Here is a 21,999-nt window from a genome sequence, read left to right as displayed (position 1 = left end):
TTTTATTTAGATAATTTATAACATAAAATATTAAAATACATATTTTATATAAAATAATTGGAATATTATACATAAAAATATTAATCATTAAAAATAAAAAATTTTATATTAATAATTAAATTTTTAAAAATTTAAAAATTTTTAAAATTTATATTGTGCTTTACATAAATTATAAGGATCAAATGAACCATTATAAAAATACGTTAAATTTACCAAAAACTAATTTTCCAATGAAAGGTAATTTAACAATTCAAGAACCTAATATTCTTAAAAAATGGAATAAATATAATATTTATCAAATTATTAGAAATTATAAAAAAGAAAAAAAAATTTTTTTACTTCATGATGGACCTCCATATGCTAATGGTAACATTCATATTGGTCATGCTATTAATAAAATTTTAAAAGATATCATTATTAAATCAAAAACTTTATGTGGTTTTAATGCTCCATATACTCCTTTTTGGGATTGCCATGGATTACCTATTGAACATAAAATTGAACAAAAATTTGGAAAAGCCGATAAAAATATAACAAAAAAAAAATTTCGAAATCTATGCCGAAATTATGCAATTAAACAGGTTGAAAAACAAAAAAAAGATTTTATTAGACTAGGTATATTTGGAGATTGGAATAACTCTGAATTAACTATGAACCCTCACGCTGAAGCAAATGTTATTAAAAATCTTAGTAAAATTATTAAAAATAAATATTTATATAAAGGTTTTAAACCAGTACACTGGTGTTTAAACTGTCAATCTGCTTTAGCTGAAGCAGAAGTTGAATATTATGATAAAACTTCCACATCTATAATTATTATGTTCCAATTAGTAAAACAAAATATTTTACAAAAAATGTTTTTACCACATAAAATACCTAATATATACATATTAGTTTGGACAACAACACCATGGACTATTCCTGCTAATCGAGCTATTGCAGTACATCCTGAATTTAAATATCAATTAATACAATTTCAAAAACATTATGTAATTATAGCAAAAAAATTAGTTCAAAAAATTATGGATCAACTTAATATAAAAACATGGATCGTTATTAATACAATATTTGGAAAAAATTTAGAATTTATTAAATTTATACATCCTTTTTTAAACTTTCAAGCACCAATCATATTATCTCATCATGTTAATTTAGAATCAGGTACTGGAGCAGTTCATATAGCACCAGACTATGGACAAGATGACTATATTGTAAGTAAAAAATATAAAATAAATATTACTAATATTATCAATGCTAATGGTAATTATATAGATAATATACATCCCGATATTAATGGAAAAAATATTTTTAAAAGCAATAATATCATTATTAATTTAATTAAAAACCAAAAATTGTTACTTCATAAAAATCAATTAATACATTCTTATCCACATTGTTGGAGACATAAAACACCTATTATCTTTCGAACAACTTCACAATGGTTTATTAATATTGAAAAGAGTCAATTAAAAAAAAAATCAATAGATGCAATCAATACAGTAAAATGGATTCCCAAGTGGGGTCATAATTTAATGAATAATATGTTAATAAATAGACCAGATTGGTGTATATCCAGACAAAGAACATGGGGTATTCCAATAACAGTATTTACACATAAAAAAACAGGAATATTACACCCTGATACTGACAAAATAATAAAAAAAATATTAAAAATGATTCATTTAAAAGGATCAGAAATATGGTGGGATATAAAAAAAGAAGATATTATAAAAAACAATTATCAAGAATACGATAAATCTAATGATGTATTAGATGTATGGTTTGAATCAGGATGTACACATACTTTAAAAATATATAATTTAAAACAACAAAAAAATATTATTAATATGTATTTAGAAGGATCCGATCAATATAGAGGTTGGTTTATGTCATCCTTGATAATATCTCAAGCGATAAATCAATCAATACCATATCAAGAAGTATTAACACATGGTTTTGCAATAGACAAAACTGGACAAAAAATGTCTAAATCTATTGGTAATATTATTACTCCTGACGAAATTATACAATCTTTTGGTGCAGATATATTACGATTATGGGTAGCTTCAACAAATTATACAAATGATATTATTATATCAAAAAATACATTATATCAAATATCTGATAATTATAGGAAAATCCGTAATACTAGTAGGTTTCTATTAGCCAATATTTATGATTTTCAACCAAAAATACATAAAATTAATTTTTCAGATATGATTATTTTAGATCAATGGATTATTGGTCACACCAAATTAATTCAAGAAGAAATTATTAAATTATATAACAATTATAAATTTCATGAAGTAGTACAAAAAATAGTTAAATTTTGTTCTATAGAATTAGGATCATTTTATCTTGATATTATTAAAGATAGACAATATACATCAAAAAAAAATAGCCTTTTACGAAGAAGTTGTCAAACCGCTATGTATTATATAATACAATCTATGGTACGATGGATTACACCAATATTATCATTTACAGCCGATGAAATATGGAACTACTTACCTGAAACAAATAATAAATTTATATTTACTGAAGAATGGTTTAATTTATCATTTTTTTCATCAGATCATAAAATTATTGATAACGAAAAATGGTTAAAATTATTTATTATTAAATCAGAAGTTAATAAAATAATAGAAAAAAAAAGAAAAAACCAAACAATAAAGAATTCATTAGAAACCTCAATTATATTATATGTAAATAATGAATTATATAATATTTTAAAAATCTTAAAAAATGAATTAAAATTTATGTTCTTAGTTTCTAAAGTAACACTAAAACATTATGCACATATATCACCTAACTTAGATTGTAATAATAATATAAAACATTTTAAAATAAAAATAAAAAAATATTTAGGTATTAAGTGCCCTAGATGTTGGAATTACTTTAATAAAATTAAAATTTATAATAAAGATAAAAATATATGTAATAGATGTAATCAAAATATTTATGGAGATGGAGAAAAACGTAAATTCGTATAAAATATTTTTATATAATATATTAAAAATTTAATATATATTTTATCTATAAATAATATATTATTTAATTTCTTATCAACTATTTTGAAAATAAAAAAAATGAATAAAAAACAAGTGCGTCTTGCAATAACTGGAGCTTATGGAAGAATGGGAACCAGTTTAATTAAAGAAATTGAAAAACAAACAAACGTTCTACTAAGTTTTGTAATAGTAAAAAAAAAATATCAAGATATTATAACTCAAAAAAATGAAAAAATAGAAATTATTGAAAACATAGAAAATATAGAAAATAAAATAGATCAATTTGATATTTTAATTGATTTTAGTACTCCTAAATCAACATTAAAATATCTAAAAATTTGTCAATTATATAAAAAAAAAATGATTATCGGAACAACTGGTTTTAATAAAAAAGAATTACATGTTATTAAAAATTATTCTAAAAATATTGGAATTGTATTTTCATATAATTTTAGTATAGGAATTAATTTAATTTTTAAGTTGCTAGAAAAAACTACTAAAATATTAGATTCATCTTATGATATTGAAATTATTGAATCTCATCATAGAAATAAAATCGATTCTCCTTCCGGAACAGCTTTAAAATTAGGTGAAATTATTTCAAAATATAAAAAATGGAATTTAGATGAATGTAGTATATATAGAAAAAAGGAAATCACAAAAGCGCGAAAAAATAATACAATTGGATTTTCTATAATACGTGGAGGTGATACCATTGGAGAACATACTGTTATATATTCAGGAATAGGTGAAAAAATTAAAATTAGTCACTTAGCAAGTAATAGAAGCGCCTTTTCTAAAGGAGCTATTAAAGCAGCAATATGGATTCAAAATCAAGGCCCAGGATTATACGATATGATAGATGTGTTAAATATATCATAACATTTAAAACATACATAAAATAATAACAATAGTTTTAATCATTATTATTGGGAGAAAAATTTGAAGAAATCTGCATTATTAGTATTAGAAGATGGTACAATATTTCAAGGAAAATCTATCGGATATAATGGAATTTCTATTGGTGAAATTGTTTTCAATACTGCAATGACTGGATATGAAGAAATACTTACTGATCCATCATATAAAAATCAAATCATTACTTTTACATATCCTCACATTGGTAATACTGGAATTAATCAACATGATACAGAATCACACTGTATTCAAGTTCAAGGTATTATAATTCGAAGTATATCTTTAGTTACCAGTCATTATCAGAGCATATATAGTTTATCTGAATATTTGAAAAATAATAATATTGTAGGCATTTCAGATATTGATACAAGAAAATTAACAAGAATATTACGTAATAAAGGCACTCAATATGGTTGTATAATAACTGATTACAATTTTTCACTAGCTTATAAATATGCTAAAAATATTAATCAATTTAAAAATATAGATTTAGTTAAAAAAATAAGTACAAAACAAATATATCATTGGAAAACAAAAAATCAATTAATTCAAAATCACAATAATAATAAAAAAATAACATTATTTCATGTCATAGTTTATGATTTTGGTGTTAAACATAATATTCTTCGAATTTTATCACAAAAGAAATGTTATTTAACTATTGTACCTGCATATACTTCTTATCAAGAAGTATTAAATCTTCAACCAGATGGAATTGTTCTTTCTAATGGACCAGGTGATCCCAGAGTTTGCATTAATGCTATTAAAAATATTAAAAAATTTATACATATTAATATTCCAATATTTGGTATTTGTTTAGGTCATCAATTATTAGCCTTAGCAAATGGAGCAAAAATTATAAAAATGAAGTTTGGACATCATGGAAGCAATCATCCTGTAAAAAATATTAAAACTAATCAAGTTATGATTACAACTCAAAATCATAATTTCACAGTTGATAATATAGATCTTCCTAAAAATATTAAAATTACACATATATCTTTATTTGATCAAACTATACAAGGAATTAAAATTATAAATAAAAATGCCTTCAGTTTTCAAGGTCATCCAGAAGCTAGTCCAGGGCCTAATGATTCAGAATTATTATTTAATCAATTTATTGAATACATGAAAAATCAAAAAAAATAATGTTAATATAGGAAAAAAAATGCCAAAATGTACTAATATTAAATCTATTCTAATTATTGGAGCAGGACCAATAATTATAGGACAAGCTTGTGAATTTGATTATTCTGGAACACAAGCATGTAAAGCATTAAAAGAAGAAGGTTATAGAATAATATTAATTAATTCCAATCCAGCAACGATTATGACTGACCCAGATATAGCTGATGCTACGTATATCGAACCTATTCATTGGAAAATAGTAAAAAAAATTATAGAAAAAGAAAAACCAGACGCATTGTTACCTACTATGGGAGGACAAACTGCATTAAATTGTACATTACAATTAGATAAAAAAGGAATATTATCAGATTATCAAATAAAAGTCATTGGGGCTAGCATTCAATCAATTAAAAAATCAGAAAATAGAGATCTATTCAAAAAATCCATTAATAAAATTGGATTAAAAACAGCAGAATGTGGTATTACTAATAATATACAACACGCTATGGAATTATCTAAAAAAATTGGTTTTCCATGTATTATTCGTCCATCCTTTACAATGGGAGGATCTGGAGGTGGTATTGCATATAACTATGAAGAATTTAAAGAAATATGTGAAAAAGGATTTAGTATATCACCTAATCAAGAATTATTAATTGATGAATCATTAATAGGCTGGAAAGAATATGAAATGGAAGTCGTAAGAGATAAAAATAATAATTGTATTATAGTGTGCAGTATTGAAAATATAGACCCTATGGGAATACATACTGGAGATTCAATTACAGTTGCTCCTGCGCAAACTTTAACAGATAAAGAATATCAAAAAATGCGTGATGCATCAATAAAAATTTTACAAGAAATTGGTGTTGAAACAGGAGGATCAAATGTACAATTTGCTATTAATCCAAAAAATGATAACATGGTAGTAATTGAAATGAACCCCAGAGTATCACGATCATCCGCTTTAGCTTCTAAAGCAACAGGATTTCCTATAGCAAAAATTGCTGCTAAACTAGCTATCGGTTATACATTAAATGAATTAAAAAATGATATTACTGCAAGTACTCCAGCTTCTTTTGAACCATCTATAGATTATGTAGTTACTAAAATTCCTAGATTTAATTTTGAAAAATTCTTAGGCTGTAATGATCGCTTAACAACACAAATGAAATCTGTAGGCGAAGTAATGGCAATAGGACGAACATTCCAAGAATCTATACAAAAAGCAATTCAAGGATTAGAAGTAGGATATAGTGGTTTTGAAACACAAATTGATGTTAAAAAATATGAAAATATTAAAAAAATTCGATATGAATTAAAAAATCCTGGATCCAAAAGATTATGGTATATTGCTGATGCATTCAGAATAGGACTATCTATTAATGAAATTTATAAATTAACATATATTGATCCATGGTTTTTATCACAAATTCAAGAAATTATCAATCTTGAAAAAATTATTATAGATACAAAAATTGAAGAAATAAATTACCAATTTTTATATAAGATGAAAAAAACAGGATTTTCTGATTTAAGAATTTCAAAATTAATGAATGTCCATGAAAATCAAATTCGTAAAATTCGTTATCATTATAATTTGCATCCTATATATAAAAGAGTTGATACATGCTCTGCTGAATTTGATACTAACACAGCCTATATGTATTCAACATGGGAAAATGAATGTGAATCTAATTCAAATTCATTAAAAGAAAAAATAATTATATTAGGAGGGGGTCCTAACCGAATTGGACAAGGCATAGAATTTGATTACTGTTGTGTACATGCTTCTCAAGCATTACGAGAAGATGGTTATGAAACTATTATGATTAATTGTAATCCTGAAACTGTATCTACAGATTATGATATATCTGATAGATTATATTTTGAACCCATTACCTTAGAAAATGTATTAGAAATTGTAAGAACTGAAAAACCTAAAGGAATAATTATACAATATGGAGGACAAACTCCTCTAAAATTAGCAAAAGAATTAGAAAAATCAAATATCCCAATTATTGGAACAAATTCTAATTCTATTGATCAAGCGGAAGATAGAAATCAATTTCAAAAAATTGTATCATCTTTACAATTAAAACAACCAAAAAATGCTACTATTACTACCATAGAACAAGGAATATTACAATCTACAATAATCAAATATCCTATTATGGTTCGTCCATCTTATGTATTAGGTGGAAGATATATGCAAATTGTATATAATCAAAAAAGTTTAATGAATTATTTTAATAATATACTCAAACCTTCAAAAAAAAATCCAATTTTATTAGACCATTATTTAAAAAATGCAATAGAAATCGATGTTGATATTATTTGTGATGGTAAAAATGTTTTAATTGGAGGTATTATGGAGCATATTGAGCAAGCTGGTATACATTCTGGAGATTCTGCATGTTCTATTCCAGTGTATACAATTAGTAAAAATATACAAAAAAACATAAAAAAACAGGTGATTAAGCTAGCATTTGCTTTATCAGTTCAAGGTCTAATGAATACACAATTAGCTATTCAAAATAATAAAATATATATTATCGAAGTAAACCCGAGAGCATCTCGTACTATTCCGTTTGTATCAAAAGCTATTGGAATTCCATTAGCCAAAATTGCCGCAAGAGTTATGAATGGAATAACCTTAAAACAACAAGGATATATTAAAGAAGTCATTCCATCTTATTTTTCTGTTAAAGAATCTATTTTACCATTTAATAAATTCTATGGAATTGATGCTACATTAGGTCCTGAAATGAAATCTACAGGGGAAATTATGGGTATTGGAAAAAATTTTCCTCATGCTTTTTCAAAAGCTATGCTTAGTGCTAATATTAATATTAAAAAATCTAAAAAAGTACTACTATCAATTAAAAAAACTGATAAAAAATATGTAGCTAATTTAGCAATACAATTACAAAAATTAGGATTTCAATTAGACGTAACTGAAGAAACTAATAAAATTTTAAAAAAATTAGGTATATATGCTAGAACTGTAAATAAAATTAATGAAGGTCGACCAAATATTCAAGATCATTTAAAAAACAAAGAATATTCATATATTATTGATACAAATCTTTCAGTAAATAAAACATCTGACACATCTAAATTAATTTGTACCATAGCTCTCGAATATAATGTGCATTATGACACTACTGTAAATGCTGCATTTGCTACTATTATGTCTTTAAAAATAAATCCTTATAATAATATTTTAACTTTACAAGATATGCATAATAAAATACAACAATTATAGAATATATAGATGTACAATCACTATTCTCTAAACCATTTTTTATCATCCCACCGCATCATACTTAATTTTCTACCCCAACAACAACCAGTATCTAATGGTATAATATTATTGTTATAGGATGTTATTTTATTTGGTAAAGATGCCCAGTGCCCAAAAAAAATAAAATATTTTCTAGAAATTAGATTTTTAAAAGAAAACCATGGTTTTAAAAATTTAATTTCAGAAATTTTAGAAGGATTACATTTATACTTCATATTTAATCTTTTATCTAAATAACAATAACGCATTCTAGTAAAAACATTCATACTAAACTTTAATTGATCTAAATAATTATTTTTTTTTGTCCATTTAATGAATGTACTAGTATGTTGAATATTGTTTAAAAATTTTATATAATTATCATGTGATAAAAAATATTCTATGCTTCTAGAATAATTTTTCATAGTATTAATATCCCATAACGGATATATACCAGCATGGATCATTATTATTTTTTCTTTTACATCTATAATAGATAATGGTTTTTTTCTTAACCAATTCATCAATATATCAGCATCATGAGCTTCAAATAATTCATGTAAATTATCATCTTTTTCAAAATTTTTAAAACCAAAATATATCAATAGTGTTCGTATATCATGATTTCCTAATACAATTTTTACTCTTTTCCCTAAAGATTTTAAATAACGTAATACTTCTAAAGAATTAGAACCTCGAGCTACTAAATCACCTGCAACCCATAAATTATCATAAGAAGGATTGAAAAACACTTTTTTTAATAATAATTGTAATTTATCATAACAACCATGAATATCACTCGTTAAATATATACTCATAAAAACCCTTTTATAATAAAATAATTAATTACATATAATAAATATAATATTTATATTAACAGTAACTAAATATTATTATCTTTAGAAATATGGAAAAAGTTTGCTAATTTACAATAATCAAATACTGATACATTTTCTGCTCGCAATAAAGGATTAATACCTAAATATAATAAAATCTCTTTTTTAAAAATACTTGATAAACTATTTTGTAAAATTTTTCTTCTTTGTTTAAAAGATTCTGATGTAATAATATTTAAATCATTAACTTGATTATGTGGATATAAAGGTAATATTTTAGGTATAATTTTAATAAAACTAGATTGAACCTTAGGTGTAGGAAAAAATGAGGCAGGTAAAACATTAAAATAAACAAAAATATCATAATAACATTGAGTTATAACACTTAATCTACCATATGATTTACTACCAGGATGAGCCACAAAACGTTCTGCTACTTCTTTTTGAACCATAAAATTCATATCAAAAATATATTTTCTGAAATTTATTAAATACAATATAAATTTAACAGAAATATTATAAGGTAAATTACCAAAAATACGTAATAACTTATTTTGTTGAATTGATACTTTTTTAAAATTAAAAATATTCATATCCTGAACAAATATGTCAATCTTTTTACTAAAACTACTTTGATGTAATAACTGAGACAATTCTTGGTCTAACTCTATTACAATTAAATTATCTAATATTTGGCAAATAGGTTTAGTTAATGCTGCTAAACCAGGCCCAACCTCTATCAATAATTCATTTTTTTTAGGATGAATAATATTAATAATTTTATTAATAATACTATTTTTACAAAGAAAATTTTGACCAAATTTTTTTTTAAAAATATATTTTTTTGATAATATAATATTCATAAACTATAATTTCTAAAATTATAAAATTTAATATAAAAAATAAATTATACATAATTTAATATCTAAAATCTAAAATCTAAAATCTAAAATATACAATTGATACATGAAACATAAAATAATAATATACATTATAATAAAATATTTTCAGTAAATTAAATATATAATATTATTAATTGAAATTTAAAATATATTTCAATTATTATAATTTAAATAAAATATATACTAACCTACATTTATTATTATAATAATATATTACTTCAAAAATTGATATAAAAGATATTATTATAATATTTCAAGCCATTATTTATCATATTGTATTTTATATAAAATGTAAATTATAATATTAAATAAATATATTTTAGTATATTATAAATTAATTACAATCATTATTCAAAACTGAAAAAGATAATAATTTATGGAAGCATGGTTTAAATATTTTATTACACAATCTATATCTTATGCTTGTATTATTATTTTAATAATCACATTTTTAGAATCATTAGCATTAGTTGGATTATTATTACCAGGTATTGTATTTATGACAACGATAGGTACAATGATTGGAAATGGAAAATTATCATTCTACCCATCGTGGATTACCGGAATTTTAGGTTGTCTTTTAGGAGATTATCTATCATATTATATAGGATGGAAATTTAAAAATTGGATATACAACATAAAACTATTTCAAAAAAATATAACACTCTTTAATAAAATTAAAAATACTATACATCAATATAGTATGTTTACTATATTAATTGGAAAATTTATTGGTCCTACTAGGCCATTAATACCTATGATTGCTGGAATGTTAAAATTACCTATGAAAAATTTTATACCTCCAAGTATAATAGGATGTATTTTATGGCCATTAATATATTTTTTACCAGGAATTTTAACAAGTATTATAATAAATACTTCATCTATTTATCCAATACAAAATTCATTTAAATGGACTTTAATAATTATATTATGTATTATATGGACTGGATGTTGGTTATTGTGGAAATTTTGGAAAAATTATAAAAATAGTACAATATTAAAAATAATTTCAAAAAAAAATATTATTATTCTAATTATCATTAATGCATTAATTGGAATAGTTGGTTTTATTTATATACAATATTATCTCATTATAATGATTTTTCAAAAAATAATTATACATATATTCATCATTCATAAAATATATTAAATAGATTCAATAAATTCAATAAATTCAATAAATTCAATAAATTCAATAAATTCAATAAATTCAATAAATTCAATAAATTCAATAAATTCAATAAATTCAATAAATTCAATAAATTATAATTATTCTAAAATACAATATAAAATCGGTACGAGAGGATTTGAACCTCTGACCTCTGACACCCCATGACAGTGCGCTACCAAGCTGCGCTACGTACCGAAAAATCATTTTATGATCATTTAATATATAAAAAATCAATATGTAATAACTTTAACTTAAAACAATGTCGTTGAATTTCTTTAATAGTAACTATATATTCAGATTTATTAATTTTTAAAATAATGTTACTATTATAAAATTTAGAATCTTTTTGCATATTAAATACTACATCATGATCTAATTCAACATACATTATTGGTTTTTTAGAACCATAAATAATACATGGAATTTTATTATCTATTTTTCTCAATCGCCTACTATAATTTGTTCCTTTATTTACACGCTCAATCCCATGTATTACAAACATAATTTTTCCTAAAAATTATAATAAAATATTTTACATATTTCATATTATTAAATAAAACAAATTATACAATGCAAAAATATAAATTTTATTACTTAATAATCTTATATTTTATATATTTAAGATATATTTATTATTTACTAATTTTATTTAACCAAGTAATTTCTTCTTTCCATAATTTTGAATTAGGGGTTTCTACAATAATAGGAATATAATTAGATAAATCATCTTGCTTCATAATCCATTTAAATGCATCTCGACCTATTTTCCCTTCACCTAAATTAGCATGAATATCAATGCGACTATTGCAGTCAGAAGCAGAATCATTAATATACATAGCTTGTAAGTAATCATTTCCTATAATTTTGTTAAAATTATTAAACACTTTTTTACAATCTACTATAGTTCTTAAATCATATCCTGCCATAAATAAATGACCTATATTTAAACAAACACCAATTCTTGATTTATCTTCAATTTTATCAATAATATATGCTATATGTTCAAAACAATATCCTACATCACTTCCGTGACCGGCAGTATTTTCCAATAAAACAGTTACATTAAAAGTTGTTTCTAACGCATAATTAATTGAATCAACAACATAATTTAAACAAACTACTTCACTAATTTCATTTAAATGACTACCTGGATGAACATTAAGATACATTAATCCTAAATCTTGACATCGATCAATTTCATTCAGTAATGACATTCTAGCTTTGATTATAAATTCTTTGTTTGGGTGACCTAAATTCATTAAATAACCACTATTAGGTAATATTTGACCTGGAATAAAATTGTATTTCATATATTCTATTTTAAACTTATTAACTATATCTTTATTAACAGGAGAAGAATACCATTTCTTTCTATTTCTTGTAAAAAATGAAATAGCAGTAGCTCCTAGTTCATAAGCTCGAACAATAGATTTTTCTATTCCTCCAGAAGTACTGATATAAGAGCCAATATACTTTTTCATGATATAATTTTTCCAATATTAATAATGTGAATAAATAATAATATTTTACTGAATTTATAAAATTTAATTTTAAAGTTCAAAATTAAAAATCCAAAATAAAAATAAAATAAACATATTCTAAAATTTAACATAATTTATATTTTAAATATAATAACTCATTATATAAATAATGTAAATAAAATGACAGTATGATTATCATTATACAACAAAAATATTTTTATTACAATACTTAATTAATTTTTAAATACAATATAATTATGTAAATTTAAATATATCATAAATTATATAAAAATAAAAGTGTTAAAAAAATATATTTTTAATAACATTAATACTATTTATTATATAATACAGTAAATATATAATATAGTAATATATACAATTATGAATATTAAAAATAATACAACATGTTGTCATATAATATCAGAGTTACAAAAATTTTGGTCAAAAATAGGTTGTATTATTGTACAACCTTTAGATATTATGGTAGGAGCTGGAACATTTCATTATTGTACATTTTTACGAACTATTGGACCAGAACCATTAAATATGGCATATCTTCAAACATCACGTAGACCAACTGATGGAAGATATGGTAATAATCCAAATAGATTACAACAATATTATCAATTTCAAGTTATTATTAAACCAGCTCCTAAAAATATTCAATTTTTATATTTACAATCATTAAAAAAAATAAATTTAGATTTAACAAAAAACGATATACGATTTGTAGAAGATAATTGGGAAAATCCTACTTTAGGTGCATGGGGTATAGGATGGGAAGTATGGCTTAATGGTATGGAAATTACACAATTTACATACTTTCAACAAATGGGAGGATTAGAATGTGATCCAATTACTGTAGAAATAACATACGGACTAGAAAGAATAGCTATGAATATTCAAAATGTTAATACTATATATGAAATTATATGGGATAAAAATAAATTACATCAAATTACTTATGGTGAATTATTTTATCAAAACGAAATTGAACAATCTTTATATAACTTTGAATATTCAAATATTCCAACTTTATTAAATTTGTTTAATCAACATATATCAGAAGCAGAAAGATTACTATTATTAAATCAGTCATTAATTTTACCAGCTTATGAACATATACTACAAGCAACACATAATTTTAATTTAATTGATGCAAGACAAATTCTTTCTAGTACTGAAAGAAAGCAATATATTTCTAAAATCAGAATTATATCAACAAAAATAGCAAAATATTATTACAAATTTAGAAAAGATAAAGGTTTTCCTTTACTTTCGATCAACAGGTAAAACAATAAAATGAGCGAAAAAACTATTTTAGTAGAAATTGGTACTGAAGAAATGCCATCAACATTAATTAAACAAATTGCACAAAATTTTTATCAAAATTTTCAACTTGAATTAAAAAAAAAATTTATTTTTTTTAATCACTCTTCTTTATTTCATTCACCTAGAAGACTTGCTATACAAATAAAAAAAATTCAAATATTACTTCCTGAAAAAAAGATACAACATCGTGGTCCTTCTATTAAACAATCATTTAACGATCAAGGTCAATTAACTATTGCAGCAATAAAATGGATGGATAAATTCAATATAAAAATTGAAAAAACAAAAAAATTAAAAAATAAAACAGGAGAATGGTTATTATATGAAAACTATCCAAAAAAAATTAATATTAAAAATATTCTTCCTAAAATTGTTGAATCTTCAATAAAAAATATCTCTATTTCAAAAACTATGATGTGGAATCAAAAAAAAACAAAATTTTTTAGACCAATAAGAAATGTCACTATATTAATCAATCACAAATCTATTAAAACTAACATATTTGGAATTATGTCTAATAGATATTTATATGGTAATATATCTACATTACCATTAAAAATCAAAATTCATCATGCAAAAGAATATGAAAAGTTATTAATTGATCATGGTAAAGTTATATCAAATTTTGAACTAAGAAAAAAAATCATTAAAGAAAAATCACAAAATATTGCAAAAAAAATAAATGGAAAATTAAATATTTATAATTCTTTACTAGAAGAAATAACTTGTTTAGTCGAATGGCCAATTATATTAATTGGAACATTTAAAAAAAAATTTTTATCTATTCCTGAAGAAATTTTAATATATATTTTAGAATCTATACAAAAGTATTTTCCAGTATATAATATTAAAAAACAATTGACTAATAATTTCATTATCATTTCTAATATTGAGTCTATTACACCTAAAACAATCGTTTTAGGAAATGAACGAGTTTTACATTCTAGACTATCTGATATAAAATTCTTTTTAAAAAACGATAAAAAAAATACATTAGAAAAATATTTTCCTTTTCTAAAAAATATTATATTTGAAGAAATATTAGGCTCAATGTATGACAAAACAAAAAGGTTAATTCAATTAATTCAATACATATCTAAATATACTAAAATAAATATTCAAGATGGTATAAGATCTGCTTATTTATCTAAATGTGACTTAAAAACTCAAATGGTTTATGAATTTCCAGAATTACAAGGTATTGTTGGTATGTATTATTCTTTATATAATCAAGAGCCTAAAAATATTGCTTTATCTTTAAAAGAACAATATCAACCAAAATTTTCAACAGATTTAATCCCATCCAATCTTATTGGATGTTCATTATCTATAGCTGATAAAATAGATACTATAGTTGGTTTATTTCTTATTGGTAAACATCCCAAAAAAGATAAAGATCCATTACAATTAAGACGATCAGCTTTAGGTATTATACGAATTATTTTAGAAAAAAAAATACATATTAATTTGTTAAAATTAATTAAAAAATCAATTAATACATACCAAATACATATTCAAAAAAATATTGAAATAAAAATAATTAAATTTATATTTGATAGATTATATATATGGTATAAAAAAAAACAATATAATACCTATATTATTAAATCCATCATTTTATATAATATTAATAATATATTAGATATTAACTTAAGAATCCAAGCATTACATAAATTTGAAAATAATATTAATTTTAACAATTTATTTATAACTTATAAAAGAATATATAATCTTTTGAGTACAATAAATATTAATATATCTGAAATTAATAATATATATTTAAATATAATATATCATCAACAAGAAAAAAAAATATTTATTCAAATTAATAAAATTATAAATATCTTATATCCTTACATCAATCAAAAAAAATACAAAAAATCATTAAAAATTTTATTTCTTTTAAGTAAAATAACGAATAATTTTTTAAATACAATATCTATTAAATATACTGATAATCAATTAAAAAATAACAGAATTTTATTATTAATAAAGGTAAAAAATGTATTTTCAAAAATTACTAATTTTTTAATATTTAATAATCAAAAAAATAAATTATAATAATTATAAAATACATATTCTATCTTTTATTTTCAATATATATATAAAAGTTATATAATATTAATATATAATAATTAGTTAATTATCAATTAATATATTCCATACGTATTAAAATCTATTTTAATATCTTAGAATAAAAATTATTATAAAATTGATGAAATTTTCGTGCTTTAATTGCATTACGTATTTTTAACATTAAATTTTGATAATAATATAAATTATGTATAGTATTTAATCGTACTCCTAATATTTCATTACAGCGATATAAATGATGTAAATAAGCACGAGTATAATACGTACATGAATAACAAAAACAATGTGGATCTAATACAGAAATATCATTTTTATATTTTGAATTACGAATGTTTATCATACCATATGTAGTAAATAATGATCCATTTCTAGCATTACGGGTAGGAATAACACAATCAAACATATCTACACCATAACGAACAGCTTCCACTAAATCTTGAGGTTTTCCAACTCCCATTAAATATCTAGGTTTTGAATATGGAATATTTAAACAAGTATATTTTAAAATTTTATACATAATATCTTTCGATTCTCCAACAGATAAACCCCCAATAGCGTAACCATCAAAACCAATATCAATTAACTCATTAATAGAAATTTTCCTTAATTTTTCATAAAATCCTCCTTGAATAATACCAAATAATAAATTTTTATTTTTTTGATATTGAAAATATTTTTTGCTTCTTTCAGCCCATCTTAAAGACATTTCCATAGATTTTTTCACATTTTCAAAAATAGAATAACTATTAATGCATTCATCAAAAACCATGACAATATCTGAATTTAAATAATATTGTATATCCATAGAAATTTCAGGACTAAAAAAAAAATTATTTCCATTCATAGGATTTTTAAAATATACTCCTTGCTCTGTAACAGAGCACAATTTTTTAAGACTAAAGATTTGAAATCCCCCTGAATCTGTTAAAATAGGACCATTCCAATTCATAAAATTATGTAAATTATTATGTAATTGTATTGTATGTATACCAGGTCGTAAAAATAAATGCAAAGCATTTGCTAATATCATTTTAGTACCTGTATTTTTAATTTCTTCTACATTTAAGCTTTTTATAGAACCATATGTACCTACTGACATAAACAATGGAGTCTCAATTATTTGATTATTCCATATTAATGCTCCGTGTCGAGCATAACCATCTGTTTTATATATCTTAAATTTCACAAATTCTCCATAAAAATTTTAAAATATATATAATATATTTCAATTAAATATTAAATTTTAATAATTTTATTTATTTTTATAGTTCAATAACGATTTTTTTGTAATAAACATTGCGTCACCATAACTAAAAAAACGATATTTATTTTTAATAGCAAGATTATAAGCATTCATAGTATTTACATAACCTAAAAAAGAAACTACTAATAAAATTAAAGTAGATTTAGATGTATGAAAATTAGTAATTAATACATCAACAATCGTATGATTATATCCTGGAATAATAAATATTTTAGTATATTTACATATCGGTTTAATATTATTATTAAAATAATCTATTTTAGCAGATTCTAACGCTCTTAAAGTACTTGTACCTACCGCAATTACTCGTTTACCTTCTTGTTTGCATTGATTAACTAATTTAACTACATGTTTCGATACTTCCACGTATTCAGAATGTATATTATGTTTTTCAATAATTTTTGATCTTATAGGTTGAAAGGTGCCATATCCAATATGCAAAGTAATAAAACATACCTTTATACCTTTTTTGCATAAAAGATTCAATAGTTTTTTATCAAAATGTAAACCCGCTGTAGGCGAAGCAATTGATCCTAAAAATTTACTATAAACTGTTTGATACGCGTTAACATCTAATGATTCATCCATTCTATTAATATATGGAGGTAATGGAATATGACCAATTTTATTTAATATATTAAAAATAGAATCTGAATAATCAAAAAATATTATAAAAAATATTCCTTGTTTAGAAACGACATGTCCTTCAAATATTTCATATTTTTGAAAAACAATTTTTGTTCCAAGAATTATTGATTTAGAATGACAAATTTGTACTAAAATACTTTTTTCATTAATAATCTTTTCTACCAAACATTCTATTTTTTTATTATTTTGAAAACCAAATAATCTTGCTGGAATAACGCGAGTATTATTTAATACTAAAACATCTCCTGAATTACATTGATCTAATATATTAAAAAATATTTCATGTCTTATCAAACCAGTATTACCATGTATAGATAATAATCGACATGTTGTTCTATTATGGTAAGGATAAGAAGATACTAAATATTTAGGAATTAAAAAACTAAAATTATTTAAATCCATTTTATATCCAATATAAATATACGTTTATGAAAATAAATTATTAATCAATATAATAATCAAATTATCTTAAATTAATACCATAAATTTTTATATATTAAATGACTAATTACGTAATATAGCAAAAAATTGTTTTTTCAAAATATCAATACACATATTTGTCATGTAATTAATTTCTTTTTCTTCGTATGTTTTATAAAAATTTTGAAAGACTAAAGATAAAGATACACTTTTTTTACCTTGTTGAGTAAACTCCCCTTTATATATATCAAATATTTTAACATCTATTATATCATTCAAAAACTGTTTTTTGCATACTTGAATAATATCTCCAACAAAAATACGATTATCTACCAAAATTGAAATATCTCTTGTGCTAATAGGAAATTCTGAAATCTCATTCATATTTATTAAATGATTAAAAGATATTTTTTTCCAAAATAATTCAAATAAAAATACATTACAATTAAAATTAAATTTTTTTAATAATATTGGATGTAAAGCACCAATACTACCAATAATTATATTTTTATGATAAATTACTGCACTTTGATGAGGGTGTAATCCATACACCGGTCTATAGCGAAAATCAATATTATTTAAGTATCCAATGGATTCTAATACACATTCTACATCTCCTTTAATATCATAAAAATCTAATTTTCTAATAGGAATATCCCAATGTTTTTTATGATTCATACTACCTATAATACCAGATAATAATAAATCTTGTTGTACTCCTAATGATTTCTGATAATTTGGCGTAAAACATAAACCACTTTCAAATAATTTAATTTCACTATATTGTCGATTTTGATGATATAAAAATATTTTAATTAAACCAACCCATAAAGAAAGACGCATACATGATAAATCTTGAGAAATAGGATTTATTAAAGATAAATATTTTTTATTAGGATAAAGTAAATTTTGACTTTTAAAATCTACAAAACTATAACTAATAATCTCATTATAACCCTTATCAATTAATGTATATTTCGCTCTTTTTAAAGTATTTTCTATAACGTGATGTCGCACAATAGGAAAATTATTATTTAAAGGCATAGGAAAAATATCATCATATTTATAAATTCTTACGATTTCTGAAATTATATCCACTTCAATTTTTATATCTAATCTCCATGTAGGAGGAGAAATATCATAAAAATTATTATTACTATAAATTATGTCATATCCTAAATTATTTAAAATATTATATACTATATTATAATTAATATTATATCCTAATATTTTTTTTATATTTTTATGATATAAACGTATAATTTTTATATAATTATAATATTTTTTAGAAATATATTTTATCATAGGACCAGAGTTACCACCACAAATTTTTAAAAATAAACTAGATATGTATCTTATTGCTTGTGTTTGTAACCCTGGATCAACATTATAATTATTTAAAATAAAATTTTGATTATTTTTTTTTAAATGATATAGCGAATTTTCTAACAATTCTGGATCAAGAAATACCGATCCAATAAGTAATGTAGTATGATTTAAATTAACAGGAAAAATATCAAAATCAATATTTCCAACTACAGATAAAACTTTATTCATATCAGAAATGACTATAATTTTATTATTTAAAACAATATTTTTATGATAATAATTTTTATGATTGGTAACATCAAAAAATTTTAAAAATATATTATTTATTTCATTTGATACACTAAATATATAAAAAGATTGTCCTAATTCTATAAATACATAATTAAAAATATCAATAACAATATTAACAGAATGAATATGACATCTTCTTAATCGTTCTTTCATCCACAATGGTGTTGTAATTTTTAAATTAAGATTTTTAATTAACATAGTTCTATAACTAATTGGAATATCATTTATTTCAATTTTTATTTTACATGTATTTTTTATATTTTTAGGAATATGAATATTATTAATTTTAGGTAATGGAAAATTATTTAAAACAGATATTTCACGAGCAATTCCTAAAATTCCTAAAGCATCCATTCTGTTAGGTGGAATATTTATCTTAAATATATTATCAATGTAAAAGTCATAGTTATAAAACTTTATTCCTACAGGTGCAATATTTGGTAATTCAATAATATCTTTTTTATTTCCAAACATATTTAAATCGTGGAATGAACATACTTGACCTTCTGAATACATATCACCAATTTTGACTAATTTAATTACTGTATCATTTGACAGTATAGCTCCACATGTTGCTATAACAACTTTCATATTAATTTTATATTTTTTTTTATTACAAATAATTTTTAATGTTTTTTTTTGATTAATATTGATTGTTAATATTTGAAAATCTTTTAAATCAGGATGATAACAACATGAAATAATTTCTCCAATGAAAACATTATTTAAGTTATTTAATACATTATGATTTATTTCCTCTACCTCTAAGCCAGATTGTGTCATTTGTTCATAAATATATTGAACATTAATTAAAGGATTAATCCAATCACATATCCATTTTTCACTAAATCTCATTAATAATACCTACTTCTTTTAAATTGTTTAAGAAATTTTAAATCGTTTTTTAAAAATAAACGTAAATCTTGTACACCATAATATAACATAATAATTCTTTCAATTCCAATTCCAAATGCTAATCCAGAATATATATTAGAATCAATATTAAATCTTTCTAGCACGTTTGGATGAACCATACCACAACCTAAGATTTCTAACCATGAATTATTATTTTGCATAATATCAACTTCAGAAGATAAAGTAGTAAAAGGAAAATAAGATGATCGAAATCTTATTTTCACATTTTTATTAAAAAAATCATTTAAAAAATGATTGATAATCCATTTTAAATGAGAAAAATTAATATTTTTATCAATTACTAAACCTTCTATTTGATGAAAAATTGGACTATGTGTTTGATCACAATCTTTACGATATACTTTTCCTGGAACAATAATTTTAATAGGTAATTTTTTTTTTTTGATAATATGAATTTGCATATTTGATGTTTGAGTTCTCAATAATCTTACAGAATCAAACCAAAAAGTATCTTGAAAGTTACGAGCAGGATGATATTTTGGTATATTTAAAGCTTCAAAATTATGAAATTCATCCTCTATTTCTAATCCTCCATGAATAATATCAAATCCTAATTTATAAAAAAAAGATTCTATATAATAAATATTTTGAGTAATGGGATGCATAGATCCAATATCTTCTCTTCTTCCTGGAAGAGAAATATCAATTTGTTCTAAAAATATTTTATTTTGTATTTTTAAATCTTCTAAATATAATTTTTTAATTTTAATTTCTTTCTGAATATATTTTTTTATATCATTAATTAATTTCCCAAAATCTTTACGATTTTCAGAAGATATACCTTTTAATTTATTAATTTCTAATTGAATATGTCCTTTTTTACCTAGATATTGAACTCTTAATGCTTCTAAATCATTTATATTTTCAATTATATCAATAGCTTTTTTAAAAATTTGAATAAATTTATTTTTATTAATAGTTTTTTTTTTCATTTTAATTAATTATTAAA

General features: G+C 22.0%; 15 protein-coding genes and 1 tRNA gene. 7 read left to right on the top strand and 9 right to left on the bottom strand.

The features are described 5' to 3' along the window. Positions 1 to 182 precede the first annotated feature (182 nt). The 4 genes from ileS (at position 183) to carB (ending at position 8,325) form a co-directional block, all read left to right on the top strand. A complete protein-coding gene (ileS, locus tag AB4W56_RS00510; RefSeq protein ID WP_367675894.1) occupies positions 183 to 2,993 on the top strand; it encodes an isoleucine--tRNA ligase in 2,811 nt (936 codons plus the stop codon). A 96-nt stretch (positions 2,994 to 3,089) separates the two neighbouring features. Then, entirely contained in the window at positions 3,090 to 3,893 is an 804-nt protein-coding gene (gene dapB / locus AB4W56_RS00505; protein WP_367675893.1) for a 4-hydroxy-tetrahydrodipicolinate reductase, read from the top strand. A 60-nt stretch (positions 3,894 to 3,953) separates the two neighbouring features. After that, positions 3,954 to 5,078, top strand: a complete 1,125-nt coding sequence (gene carA / locus AB4W56_RS00500; protein WP_367675892.1) for a glutamine-hydrolyzing carbamoyl-phosphate synthase small subunit — start codon at positions 3,954 to 3,956, stop codon at positions 5,076 to 5,078. Between the two features lie 19 nt (positions 5,079 to 5,097). Continuing rightward, entirely contained in the window at positions 5,098 to 8,325 is a 3,228-nt protein-coding gene (gene carB / locus AB4W56_RS00495; protein ID WP_367675891.1) for a carbamoyl-phosphate synthase large subunit, read from the top strand. Positions 8,326 to 8,345: 20 nt separating this feature from the next. On the opposite strand, the gene AB4W56_RS00490 is transcribed toward carB, so the two are convergent. Both AB4W56_RS00490 and rsmA read right to left on the bottom strand, forming a co-directional pair. Beyond that, complete coding sequence (locus tag AB4W56_RS00490) at positions 8,346 to 9,161, bottom strand: symmetrical bis(5'-nucleosyl)-tetraphosphatase (RefSeq protein ID WP_367675890.1); 816 nt, start codon at positions 9,159 to 9,161, stop codon at positions 8,346 to 8,348. A 65-nt stretch (positions 9,162 to 9,226) separates the two neighbouring features. Beyond that, positions 9,227 to 10,042, bottom strand: coding sequence for a 16S rRNA (adenine(1518)-N(6)/adenine(1519)-N(6))-dimethyltransferase RsmA (gene rsmA, locus AB4W56_RS00485; protein WP_367675889.1), 816 nt, complete (start codon positions 10,040 to 10,042; stop codon positions 9,227 to 9,229). 415 nt (positions 10,043 to 10,457) lie between these two features. On the opposite strand from rsmA, the gene AB4W56_RS00480 reads away from it, so the two are divergent. Continuing rightward, complete coding sequence (locus AB4W56_RS00480) at positions 10,458 to 11,234, top strand: DedA family protein (RefSeq protein ID WP_367675888.1); 777 nt, start codon at positions 10,458 to 10,460, stop codon at positions 11,232 to 11,234. 142 nt (positions 11,235 to 11,376) lie between these two features. On the opposite strand, the gene AB4W56_RS00475 is transcribed toward AB4W56_RS00480, so the two are convergent. From AB4W56_RS00475 to nfo, 3 genes are all read right to left on the bottom strand, one after another. Next, positions 11,377 to 11,450 (bottom strand) — tRNA-Pro (locus AB4W56_RS00475). Between the two features lie 16 nt (positions 11,451 to 11,466). Further along, positions 11,467 to 11,757, bottom strand: a complete 291-nt coding sequence (gene rplY, locus AB4W56_RS00470; protein ID WP_367675887.1) for a 50S ribosomal protein L25 — start codon at positions 11,755 to 11,757, stop codon at positions 11,467 to 11,469. Between the two features lie 130 nt (positions 11,758 to 11,887). Then, entirely contained in the window at positions 11,888 to 12,736 is an 849-nt protein-coding gene (gene nfo / locus AB4W56_RS00465) for a deoxyribonuclease IV (protein WP_367675886.1), read from the bottom strand. A gap of 381 nt (positions 12,737 to 13,117) precedes the next feature. Here nfo and glyQ point away from each other — a divergent pair, with 381 nt between their 5' ends. Together glyQ and glyS are read left to right on the top strand one after the other, a co-directional pair. Then, positions 13,118 to 14,029, top strand: coding sequence for a glycine--tRNA ligase subunit alpha (glyQ, locus tag AB4W56_RS00460; RefSeq protein ID WP_367675885.1), 912 nt, complete (start codon positions 13,118 to 13,120; stop codon positions 14,027 to 14,029). Between the two features lie 9 nt (positions 14,030 to 14,038). Beyond that, positions 14,039 to 16,129 (top strand): glycine--tRNA ligase subunit beta, encoded by a 2,091-nt coding sequence (glyS, locus tag AB4W56_RS00455; RefSeq protein WP_367675884.1) that lies wholly within the window; start codon positions 14,039 to 14,041, stop codon positions 16,127 to 16,129. A 115-nt stretch (positions 16,130 to 16,244) separates the two neighbouring features. Here the strand turns inward: glyS and tgt are convergent, their stop codons facing one another. From tgt to pheS, 4 genes are all read right to left on the bottom strand, one after another. Beyond that, positions 16,245 to 17,348 (bottom strand): tRNA guanosine(34) transglycosylase Tgt, encoded by a 1,104-nt coding sequence (gene tgt, locus AB4W56_RS00450; RefSeq protein ID WP_367675883.1) that lies wholly within the window; start codon positions 17,346 to 17,348, stop codon positions 16,245 to 16,247. A gap of 66 nt (positions 17,349 to 17,414) precedes the next feature. Next, positions 17,415 to 18,476, bottom strand: a complete 1,062-nt coding sequence (gene queA, locus AB4W56_RS00445) for a tRNA preQ1(34) S-adenosylmethionine ribosyltransferase-isomerase QueA (protein WP_367675882.1) — start codon at positions 18,474 to 18,476, stop codon at positions 17,415 to 17,417. Positions 18,477 to 18,578: 102 nt separating this feature from the next. Beyond that, entirely contained in the window at positions 18,579 to 20,969 is a 2,391-nt protein-coding gene (pheT, locus tag AB4W56_RS00440; protein ID WP_367675881.1) for a phenylalanine--tRNA ligase subunit beta, read from the bottom strand. Continuing rightward, positions 20,969 to 21,982: a phenylalanine--tRNA ligase subunit alpha gene (gene pheS, locus AB4W56_RS00435; protein ID WP_367675880.1), complete on the bottom strand. Its 1,014-nt coding sequence runs from the start codon at positions 21,980 to 21,982 to the stop codon at positions 20,969 to 20,971. The genes pheT and pheS overlap by 1 nt, the downstream gene beginning before the upstream one ends. Between the last annotated feature and the right edge of the window lie 17 nt (positions 21,983 to 21,999).

The sequence above is a fragment of the Buchnera aphidicola (Phyllaphis fagi) genome, from assembly GCF_964058955.1.
In the GTDB taxonomy this organism is placed as follows: Bacteria; Pseudomonadota; Gammaproteobacteria; order Enterobacterales; family Enterobacteriaceae; genus Buchnera_L; species Buchnera_L aphidicola_AI.
Note: the sequence above shows the minus strand (reverse complement) of the source record. Positions and strands in the feature narration are given on the sequence as shown.

Bases quoted from the DNA above. Each gene is read 5' to 3' on its own strand.
- ileS (WP_367675894.1), top strand. From the start codon at position 183: ATGAACCATTATAAAAATACGTTAAATTTACCAAAAACTAATTTTCCA.
- dapB (WP_367675893.1), top strand. From the start codon at position 3,090: ATGAATAAAAAACAAGTGCGTCTTGCAATAACTGGAGCTTATGGAAGA.
- carB (WP_367675891.1), top strand. From the start codon at position 5,098: ATGCCAAAATGTACTAATATTAAATCTATTCTAATTATTGGAGCAGGA.
- AB4W56_RS00490 (WP_367675890.1), bottom strand. From the start codon at position 9,161: ATGAGTATATATTTAACGAGTGATATTCATGGTTGTTATGATAAATTA.
- rsmA (WP_367675889.1), bottom strand. From the start codon at position 10,042: ATGAATATTATATTATCAAAAAAATATATTTTTAAAAAAAAATTTGGT.
- AB4W56_RS00480 (WP_367675888.1), top strand. From the start codon at position 10,458: ATGGAAGCATGGTTTAAATATTTTATTACACAATCTATATCTTATGCT.
- rplY (WP_367675887.1), bottom strand. From the start codon at position 11,757: ATGTTTGTAATACATGGGATTGAGCGTGTAAATAAAGGAACAAATTAT.
- nfo (WP_367675886.1), bottom strand. From the start codon at position 12,736: ATGAAAAAGTATATTGGCTCTTATATCAGTACTTCTGGAGGAATAGAA.
- glyQ (WP_367675885.1), top strand. From the start codon at position 13,118: ATGAATATTAAAAATAATACAACATGTTGTCATATAATATCAGAGTTA.
- glyS (WP_367675884.1), top strand. From the start codon at position 14,039: ATGAGCGAAAAAACTATTTTAGTAGAAATTGGTACTGAAGAAATGCCA.
- queA (WP_367675882.1), bottom strand. From the start codon at position 18,476: ATGGATTTAAATAATTTTAGTTTTTTAATTCCTAAATATTTAGTATCT.
- pheT (WP_367675881.1), bottom strand. From the start codon at position 20,969: ATGAGATTTAGTGAAAAATGGATATGTGATTGGATTAATCCTTTAATT.
- pheS (WP_367675880.1), bottom strand. From the start codon at position 21,982: ATGAAAAAAAAAACTATTAATAAAAATAAATTTATTCAAATTTTTAAA.